8 protein-coding genes and 4 pseudogenes are annotated in these 8,792 nt (G+C 39.8%); 6 read left to right on the top strand and 6 right to left on the bottom strand.

The genetic code is table 11. The features are described from left to right. Positions 1–582 precede the first annotated feature (582 nt). The 4 genes and pseudogenes from JCM14932_RS13810 (at position 583) to JCM14932_RS13795 (ending at position 3,939) form a co-directional block, all read left to right on the top strand. Positions 583–1,049, top strand: a pseudogene (locus JCM14932_RS13810) (Dps family protein). 246 nt (positions 1,050–1,295) lie between these two features. Continuing rightward, on the top strand, positions 1,296–2,039 hold the full coding sequence (locus JCM14932_RS13805; RefSeq protein ID WP_003581836.1) for an ABC transporter ATP-binding protein: 744 nt from the start codon (positions 1,296–1,298) through the stop codon (positions 2,037–2,039). Continuing rightward, a pseudogene (locus JCM14932_RS15765) lies at positions 2,017–3,263 on the top strand (ABC transporter permease). The gene JCM14932_RS13805 and the pseudogene JCM14932_RS15765 overlap by 23 nt, the downstream one beginning before the upstream one ends. Positions 3,264–3,267: 4 nt before the next feature. Beyond that, positions 3,268–3,939, top strand: a complete 672-nt coding sequence (locus tag JCM14932_RS13795; RefSeq protein ID WP_025025373.1) for a TetR/AcrR family transcriptional regulator — start codon at positions 3,268–3,270, stop codon at positions 3,937–3,939. Between the two features lie 103 nt (positions 3,940–4,042). Here JCM14932_RS13795 and JCM14932_RS16440 read toward each other — a convergent pair. The 6 genes and pseudogenes from JCM14932_RS16440 to JCM14932_RS13770 form a co-directional block, all read right to left on the bottom strand. Further along, positions 4,043–4,666: pseudogene (locus JCM14932_RS16440) on the bottom strand (beta/alpha barrel domain-containing protein); the annotation flags it as partial. A 1-nt stretch (position 4,667) separates the two neighbouring features. Next, positions 4,668–4,922, bottom strand: a pseudogene (locus JCM14932_RS16435) (DUF536 domain-containing protein); the annotation flags it as partial. After that, complete coding sequence (locus JCM14932_RS13785; protein ID WP_025025372.1) at positions 4,915–5,850, bottom strand: replication initiation protein; 936 nt, start codon at positions 5,848–5,850, stop codon at positions 4,915–4,917. The gene JCM14932_RS13785 and the pseudogene JCM14932_RS16435, both read right to left, overlap by 8 nt. A gap of 722 nt (positions 5,851–6,572) precedes the next feature. Continuing rightward, a complete protein-coding gene (locus JCM14932_RS13780) occupies positions 6,573–6,785 on the bottom strand; it encodes a hypothetical protein (RefSeq protein ID WP_025025371.1) in 213 nt (70 codons plus the stop codon). A 376-nt stretch (positions 6,786–7,161) separates the two neighbouring features. Beyond that, complete coding sequence (locus JCM14932_RS13775; protein WP_025025370.1) at positions 7,162–7,521, bottom strand: hypothetical protein; 360 nt, start codon at positions 7,519–7,521, stop codon at positions 7,162–7,164. Between the two features lie 12 nt (positions 7,522–7,533). Next, positions 7,534–8,121 carry a site-specific integrase gene (locus tag JCM14932_RS13770; RefSeq protein WP_025025369.1) on the bottom strand — a complete coding sequence of 196 codons (588 nt, stop codon included), beginning with the start codon at positions 8,119–8,121 and terminating at the stop codon, positions 7,534–7,536. A gap of 76 nt (positions 8,122–8,197) precedes the next feature. Here JCM14932_RS13770 and JCM14932_RS13765 point away from each other — a divergent pair, with 76 nt between their 5' ends. Both JCM14932_RS13765 and JCM14932_RS13760 read left to right on the top strand, forming a co-directional pair. Beyond that, positions 8,198–8,476: a type II toxin-antitoxin system Phd/YefM family antitoxin gene (locus tag JCM14932_RS13765; protein ID WP_003586674.1), complete on the top strand. Its 279-nt coding sequence runs from the start codon at positions 8,198–8,200 to the stop codon at positions 8,474–8,476. Next, the coding region (locus JCM14932_RS13760; RefSeq protein ID WP_025025368.1) for a type II toxin-antitoxin system YafQ family toxin at positions 8,476–8,792 on the top strand (317 nt) is incomplete at its 3' end. The genes JCM14932_RS13765 and JCM14932_RS13760, both read left to right, overlap by 1 nt.

The raw sequence follows: 8,792 nt of genomic DNA, 5'->3' as shown, positions 1-8,792 counted from the left end.
TCAAAATCGTTCTAAAAGGTATCGAAAAAATGACAAATAGAAGAAGTTATTTTTATAATATGAAAATAAATAACCCCTAATATCTACATTATAGATATTAGGGGTTATTCTTTCAATGTTTTTGAGGGGCGATTTGTATATAATAGACCCTTATATATTCATAGCCCCTTTCTGTTTGGTGTTAAAGTATTAGTCATCGATGTCATGCACTATCTTGTTTAGCTCCGTTTTGATGGAACTGGGAATATTTTCTAAATTGAAATGATTATATATTTCTTTATCCTTAAGCATCCTTTTTTGTGCCTTATTTAATTTACACTCATTGTTACCCACTACCCATTCATCCTTTGTACGTATAAAGGGGTTTTGCGCACTTTCCTTTAACGCGTTTTGAACATCTTCATAAGGTAAATAAAATTCAATTGTAGATTTATTTAATTTTACAATCTACCATATAACGTCTCCATCTTTTCAAAACGACTTAATTCTACGGGCTATAAATAACTTAATTTGCCAGTGTATAACGTTTCAGATTAAGCTACCACTAAGTTATAATAACCATATCGAAAGGAGATCAATCTAATGAAATATACGAAAACCAAAGCAGTATTAAATCAACTCGTTGCCGATTTGAGCCAGATGTCAATGATTATCCATCAGACGCATTGGTACATGCGTGGACCCAACTTTTTGAAGTTGCACCCCTTGATGGATGAGTTCATGGAAGAAATTGACAGCCAACTCGATGTCATTTCTGAACGGCTGATTGCGCTTGATGGCAGTCCTTACTCGACCTTAAAAGAAATGGCCGAAAACACTAAGATTCAAGACTGGCCTGGTGAATGGGACAAAACAACCCCAGAACGCCTCGCACACTTAGTTGATGGCTATCGTTACTTGGAAGACCTTTACCAACACGGCATTGAAGTATCCGATGTTGAAAAAGACTTCAGTACCCAAGATATTTTCATTGGTCTCAAAACCGCAATTGAGAAGAAAATCTGGATGATTCAGGCAGAGCTTGGGTCGCGCCGGAAATTGATGAATAAAATAATATTAAAAAATCGGTAGGCTTAAACATTGCTAACGCTTATATCAGTGCTGCTATTTAATTAAAATGCGACATCCCAACAACGGGGTGGCGCATTTTTGTTTGCAATGCGGTGACAAATAGGCCGGAAACAAAATAAGTGAGTGATAACTCATTTTAATGTTGACAAACCGAGATGTACTGATTATACTAAGGCCATTAAGTGAGTGAGTATACACTCGTTTTGAGAAAGAGGGTTATTAAAATGGCAACGGATTATGTCATCGCCAAGCAGGTCAGCAAGCACTTTGGTCATCAGCAAGTGCTCAATCAGATTGATTTGACACTGCCGGCTGGAATGATTTATGGCTTGATTGGGCCATCAGGAGCTGGGAAGACCACCTTGATCAAGAGTATTTTAGGGATGGAAGCTGTGGATAGTGGCACTGTTAAAGTCATGGATACGGTGATGCCCAATAGGGCGGTAATGGCACAAGTAGGGTATATGGCCCAAAGTGACGCTTTGTATGAGACACTAACGGCCCGTGAAAACCTGACCTTGTTTGGGCAATTGATGAGCGTTCCAAAAATAAAGTTAGCACAAATGATTGATTATGCAGCCGGATTAGTTGATTTAACGTCCCAATTAGACAAGCGGGTCAGTGGCTATTCGGGTGGGATGAAACGGCGCTTGTCGTTGGCAATTGCCCTGATTCAGGATCCCCAATTATTGATTTTAGATGAACCGACCGTTGGGATTGATCCAGAATTACGGCAACAAATTTGGACCGAACTAAATAAGCTCAAGGATACCGGTAAGTCGATGCTCGTGACAACGCATGTCATGGACGAAGCAGAACGGTGTGATTATCTCATGTTGATTCGGCACGGGATTGCGCTTGCTGAGGGGACACCCGCGGCACTGAAACAACAGTATGCAGTAGATACGATCGAACAGGTCTTTTTGAAAGCGGGGCGGATGCAAGATGCGAACGATGGCAATCGTTAGACGAGTTTTTAAGCAAATGTTACGTGATAAGCGTACCTTGGCGCTGATGTTTTTGGCACCATTGCTGATTATGACGCTGATGTATTTCTTATTTCAAAACAACACGACGCAATTAGCAAGCTTGGGTGTTCATCATGTAGACCAATCCGTGGTTAACGTGATCGATACCAAAAACGTGACGATTCATCATTATGATAGTTCACAGGCACGGAAAATGATTAAGCAGCATGATCTAGATGGCTATTTGACTCAGAAAAATGGTCAATTGACGATTACTTATTCAAATAGCAATCCAACCAACACGTCTTTAATTAAGGCGAGTTTACAATCAGGATTAGTCAAGTTGAAAATGAAGACGCTGGTGACCGTTACTAAGAAACAGCGCGCGGCCCTTGAATCGCAACAAGCCGCTTTGAAGAAGCTGACAGCAGCCCAGACACAAGCAACGGTGACCAAGCTGAAGACTGCCATTGCACAAGCCCAGGCCCGCGGTGACCAGGCAACTGCTGAGAAATTACAAAAGCAACTCAAGCAAGCCACAGCCACGACGTCTAGTTCGACTCAGTCAGCTAAAGCAACCAGTTATACGACTAAGTCTCATTATATTTATGGTAGTAGTGATTCAACGTTCTTTGAAAGCTTTTTGCCAGCCTTTCTCGGTTTCTTTGTCTTCTTCTTTGTGTTCTTGATTTCTGGCGTTTCACTTTTGAATGAACGTACTACTGGAACCCTAAGCCGGCTACTTGCAACCCCAATTCGACGGAGTGAAATTATTATGGGCTATCTAATTGGTTATGGGGCTTTGCCATCATTCAGACTGTCCTGACCGTTGTTTTTACAATTACGGTCTTCAAGATTCACTTAGTTGGTAGTATTTGGCTGGTCTTTCTGACTAACTTATTATTAGCGTTAGTGGCTTTGACCTTGGGTATCTTTATTTCCACCTTTGCTAACTCAGAATTTCAAATGATTCAGTTTATTCCACTGATTGTTGTACCACAAATCTTTTTTGCTGGGTTGGTTCCAGTCGATGGCATGGCCAGTTGGTTGCAAGCAATTGCCCACATCATGCCGTTATACTATGGTGCTAATGCGTTGACGGCTGTTGTGACAAAGGGTGCTGGGCTTGGCGATATTGGTGTCAATTTGTTAATATTAGTAGGGTTTATGGTCGTACTAACAATGTTGAATATTGTTGGAATGAAACGTTATCGGAAGGTGTGAGGATATGGAACGACCACGGATACGGGATTATTTTCAACAGGATCTAAGTCAGAATGAAACGATTACACCTAAGCAACGGGCCATCCTCCAGGCAAGTCTCGATTTGTTTGCTGAAAAGGGTTTTGACCAGACCAGTACTAGTGATATTGCACAACGGGCCGGCGTTGCGGAGGGGACGGTCTATCGGCGGTATAAGACTAAGGCTGCCTTACGGGATGCCATCTTAGCACCAATTACCGCGCACATTGTGCCAATCTTAGCGAGTGATTTTTCAGAGGATAAATTACGGCAGCGTTATCCCAGTCTACAGGCATTCGTCACAGCAATTTTTACGGACCGAGTTGCATTTGCTAAAGCTAACGTGAAAGAGTTAAAGGTCATTTTTGAAATGGTAGCTTTTGACACCGAACGACGCGAACAGATTCTTAGCCAGATTGCGCCTAAGATGGTCAAGCAGATGGGAAGTGTCATAAATCAACTAAAAGCAGATCATTTGATTGTGGATTGGCCGAATGATTTGATACTGCAAAGTTTGTTATCGCAGCTATTCGGTTACCTAGCGCAGTTAATGCTGGAATTGCCGGGAACTGAAATTGAGCGCGAACAAGCGTATTTGATTACGGTGATGACCAAAATATTGACCCCGGGTGAACATGATCAAATTACTGGTCAGTGAGCTAACTGTTACTTGATATAAACTAAAGCCACTTCTGTACTTAGCGGTCATTTAAACGCTAAGTACAGAAGTGGCTTTAGTCGTTGCTACGCGTGTTCGTTTGTTAATCTGCTAGTATCGTCATTTTATTCAACAAACTAGTTTGTAACTGGCTGAGTGTGGTCGTCATGTAGACCGGGTAAAGATCTGGGTTGACGAGCCGCTGGGTTGTTCGTGGGAGCTCGGCAAGTTTAGCCTGGGTCGTTGCCTGAATGGTTGTAACCGGAATTGACGTGGTGTTGGACAAATCTACCGGCGCGAGTAAGGGCCGGGCTTCAAAATGGGTGAGTCGCTGTTGACGGTCGACACTGAGTGGGTCACTGGTGACGACGGTTAGGCTGGTCGCATCAACGATCGTCTCGGTAGCTAGTGCAATCAAATCAGCAAAGGCCCGCTGAGTTCCTGGTTCGTACAGACGATAGACTTGCTTATCACCAGGAATCGTTAGTTTTTCGCGACTGGCACTGACCTTGATCTTGGGGGTGCTCTGACCATTGCTCTCAGTTGCCGCAAGCTTGTAGACGCCACTTAGAACCGGTGCGGACGCGCTAGTGATGAGCTTTTCACCGATACCAAAATTATCGATCGGTGCGCCTTCGTGCAACAGCGAGGTAATGATGTGTTCATCCAATGCATTAGAAATAGTGATTTTGGCATTGGGAAAGCCAGCCGCGTCCAATTGTGTCCGGTTTTCTTAGAGTAGCAATTAGCTCATTATTTTTTTTGCTAGTCTTTGTCGCTTTTTTGCTACCTATTTGTTGATCTTTTGCTACCAAAGGCTTTGCTACCTTGTCCCTAATAATCCTTTCAGCTGTAAGGCTAATCATGTTTGTACCTTGACTATCTTTTTGTTGGTTCTTTGTTGGTAGTCTTTGGTAGTGATATTGAATAGTTTGTTTAGAGACCTTCAATTCATCAGCAAGTTCTCTAATAGTTTTAGGCATGATTTCCAAACCCCTTTCGGAGTTCAGCAAGTGCTTCTTGTCTTGCTTGATCTCTTATTTTTTTATCGTGCTCGGCCTGTTTATCAGCCAATGCTTGTTTCTCAGTAGAGCCTAAAGTTAACCCCTTAACCTTGTCAATGGCGCGCCATTTTTCCTGCTCTGTTAATTCACCATTATGCTGAATATTAAAAAGCTTTTGACGCTCATCTTGTAATTGGCCTTGTGAGAAATCATTGGCATCTTTCTTTTCGGGTTTCCAGGTAAACGAATAGCCAATAACTGGTTTCCCACGCCCTTTTCCATATTTTTTTCTAACCGTTAATCCTCTAAACAAAGGAGTTAATTCTTCTTTAATGGGTTTTATAACAAATTTATCGACGTTAGAGGGACTATTCCAGTAACTTTTGGGTATATCTAGTAATTCAAAAAAGTCTTCTTTAGAAAAATAAGCATATCCAGTGGTTCTGAACTGTTTTAGTAACCGAAACATTGTTTTTGCGTAACTACTTTTTAAATCTCTAAACTCTGCCAACGCATAACGAACCCAACTTTCAAGCTTGTTTAAAAGGGGTAAAGCACGTTCATAAACTTTTACGTCTACATAAGGTTCTTCTGCATCTCCATCAATTTTAAATTCTGTAAACAAAACAAAAAACTCTCGAGTTAATCCACTTTTACTTCGTCTACCAAAATGTAATCCCATCATTTTTTCATAAGTTCTCTGAATGTCATCTTCAAAACGGTTATTTGCAGTAGGTTTATAAGCACTTAGCTCTTTTAATTGATCAAAAGTAAAACGAATGGTCTGATCACTCTTATCACGCATACGAGAAATAATCGAAAAAAATAAATTCATTTCAACTGGAGTAAATTTTCGAAGTGGAATGGTATTTAACTCTGGATCATATTTAATAATTTCATTTCCCATGCTGTACCTCCTAATGATTACAAATTAATTTTAGATTGTGTTTATCAAGTAGTCAACTTCATAGTTCTACTTGATAAACAGACAAAACCTACTTGATAAACAGACAAAACCTACTTGATAAACAGACAAAACCTACTTGATAAACAGACAAAACCTACTTGATAAACTTCTATAAGCCTTGGGAGAGTAAGCCTCAAGAGGGGTCTAAAAGAGGTTTAAAAGAGGTTTATAAAAGAGGTATAAAAGAGGCAGCACTGTACGAGGTCAAAACCTAGCAACAAAAAACACAAAGGAGTGAGCTAAAACCAGCTCACATTAAACTTCAGTCGCTATGCTCCTTGCGCCTCACTCTGTGCGTTGCCTAAAAAGGTGTGGCAAGCCACATTAAAACGGGCGCTGACGCCCCGTACCCCGTCCAAGCTGAGCCAGCTTGACCGCTTTTTCACTCGCCGTTAGGCAGGAAAGCAAAGTTTCTATAAAACTTTGGCTTTCGCCAATTCAGTGTTAAGACTGGTTTAGAGCTGTCAATTCCTTATGCTCCCACGCTACGCTCGTCCGCTACCATTGACAGCAAACAGTTAGTTTTTTTTGAATCTTAACAAGAATCTAACTGCTATATTCGTTTTTAAGGGCCTTATTTCTCGTTTCTAGCGATTTTGAGACTGTTTATATATATTTATACCAAAGTCAAAATAAAAAGCCCTCAGCAAGCTTTTAGAGGGCTAAATAACGAAGCCAGGACGATTAATAATATCTTCTTGTCTTTTCTGCAAAACATAAGTATACAGGGAATCATACAAATTCTTTTTGATCTCGTCGGGTTTATTGACGGAAGCTTCAAACAATTCTTGAATATCAACTTGCCAAGGATCAGCAAGCATTTCATCAATGGTTTTTAATACTTTCTTTTCGTCCATCTTGATTACTCCTAACATCAAAATAATGATTTCAATTTAGATTCAGAGATCTTACAGTACCGTTATTCAAAATTTGTTACCAAACTTATAAAGATTCTTTGCACAGAACGATTAAAAAAATTGGCTTAAAACAGTGGAATCTGCAACACTTTTTAAATATTTAAAACATAACAATCTTAGTTTAGGTGCCAACATAAATTGAATTAAAAATATGCTCAATTAAATAATGAGAAAAATTGATTGTATGGTTATCAGCAGACCGAGTGAAACGAGGTAAATGCGCACTTACACCCTTGACAATTGTCAAGGGTAGATTTAATCCCCATCAAAATGGGGATTATTTGTATTAGAAGGCTAGCGCCAACGATAAAAATCCTAGAGCCAAATCTCAAGATTAATCAATCACATTACGAAGGATCCAATGACTATAAGCAAGACGAGCACCGGGAGTTATCACCCAGGGGTGATTAATTTCAAAAATTTGAATTTCAGTTGCTAAGTAAAGTGGCGTCTTACCATGATTAAAAGCAAAAACGGGTTGCGGAAAATCAGGCTTACTAGCAACTTGGTGAACACTTTGACGAGAGTTCATCTGCCACCGAGTTTTTAAATCTTCACGCGACAATAATTGTGGTAATTGTGTTTTTTCAATTTGAGCTTGTTGCTGCAACTTTTGTGTAAATTCTTGTTTAGTCTTGTTTTGGTGCCAATCATCAAACAGCTCATATTTGTTGGTTTTAAAATCTAAATCCATAAGGAAAACCTCCTAACCAAAATCAATCTGATCCAGCATCGTTTCGGTACTGGCTTGGTCTAAGCCTAAATAAGCTAAAGTCATGGCTTCACTTGAATGATTTAATAAGTGCATGACTAAGCCAATATTGTAATTGGATTGCGTATAAACGCGATAAGCCCCAGTTTTGCGCATAGTGTGGGTACCAAGGTAATTAATGCTTAAAAGATCGCCGACTTTGCTCATGATTTTATAGAACTGTTTTTCCGTAATATGCCGTTCTGGGTGTTGAATGGAAGGAAAGAGCCATTCAGAATCCAGCTTATGATCAAGCAGCCATTGACGGTACAATAAGAGCTCTGTTTGAACAGGTTTAAGGTACAAGGTATTCGGTTTACCCGTTTTTCGATCGTGAATGAACGCATTTTGTTTAATAGACCCGTTCGGATTAAAAATGTCGGTTTGTTTTAAGCGCATGACATCACTGACTCGCAACAGTGTCGCTTTGCCAACTTGAAAAACTGTATAGTTACGCCGGCCAGCTTTAAAGTTATTGAGTAACGTATCTTGAACCTCTTTAAGAACGTTTGAATCTTTGATGGGTAAGACAACTTGTTGCATAGTTTTAGCTCCTTAAAAAATTGATTTTTAGTACAAATTAAAGTACAATATTAAGTACAATGAAAGGGTGGTAAATATGACATTAGCACTAACACAGAGCGATTTTCGCGCTAACCTAAAAAAATATTTAGATCAAGTTAATGACGAAGACGAAACCGTTTATATTGCTCGTTCAAATAGTCGCGCAGTAGCCATCGTTTCACAAGAAAAAATGGACTGGCTAGAAAGAGCATTAAAAGCTAAAGAAGGTTCGTTAGAATATGCAATTGCACGTGATCAGTTAATTAAACGCCATGTTTTACCTGACGATGAAATTGTTGAATCAGATGATGATTATTGGGGCCAGTTTAAATAATGAAAAAACTAAGATTTAAACCACGTGCAACCTTTAATGCTGATCTAAAACGGTTAGCCAGTTTAGACAAATCTATTATTGATGAAGTTCGAGCAGCCATTGACCTGTTGCTTGAGCAACAACAATTACCACCAGAATTTGAGGATCATGAACTTAATCGGCGAATGAGCGGGTATAATGAATTTCACTTACGAGATACCCCGAAAAACAAAATACCAAGCGAAACTAACGATGTCCTGGTTGTTTACACGATTGATAAAGATGAACTAGTCTTAATTGGCATTCGAGTCGGATCGCATGATCGTTTATTTTCTGG

The organism is Companilactobacillus nodensis DSM 19682 = JCM 14932 = NBRC 107160 (assembly GCF_000615905.1).
GTDB classification, from domain to species: Bacteria; Bacillota; Bacilli; order Lactobacillales; family Lactobacillaceae; genus Companilactobacillus; species Companilactobacillus nodensis.
The sequence above is the reverse complement of the archived record's forward strand: the minus strand, read 5'-3'. Positions and strand labels throughout refer to the sequence as shown.

Excerpts from the sequence above, each read along its gene's own strand:
- JCM14932_RS13805 (WP_003581836.1), top strand. The coding sequence starts at position 1,296 with ATGGCAACGGATTATGTCATCGCCAAGCAGGTCAGCAAGCACTTTGGT.
- JCM14932_RS13795 (WP_025025373.1), top strand. The coding sequence starts at position 3,268 with ATGGAACGACCACGGATACGGGATTATTTTCAACAGGATCTAAGTCAG.
- JCM14932_RS13785 (WP_025025372.1), bottom strand. The coding sequence starts at position 5,850 with ATGGGAAATGAAATTATTAAATATGATCCAGAGTTAAATACCATTCCA.
- JCM14932_RS13780 (WP_025025371.1), bottom strand. The coding sequence starts at position 6,785 with ATGTTAGGAGTAATCAAGATGGACGAAAAGAAAGTATTAAAAACCATT.
- JCM14932_RS13775 (WP_025025370.1), bottom strand. The coding sequence starts at position 7,521 with ATGGATTTAGATTTTAAAACCAACAAATATGAGCTGTTTGATGATTGG.
- JCM14932_RS13770 (WP_025025369.1), bottom strand. The coding sequence starts at position 8,121 with ATGCAACAAGTTGTCTTACCCATCAAAGATTCAAACGTTCTTAAAGAG.
- JCM14932_RS13765 (WP_003586674.1), top strand. The coding sequence starts at position 8,198 with ATGACATTAGCACTAACACAGAGCGATTTTCGCGCTAACCTAAAAAAA.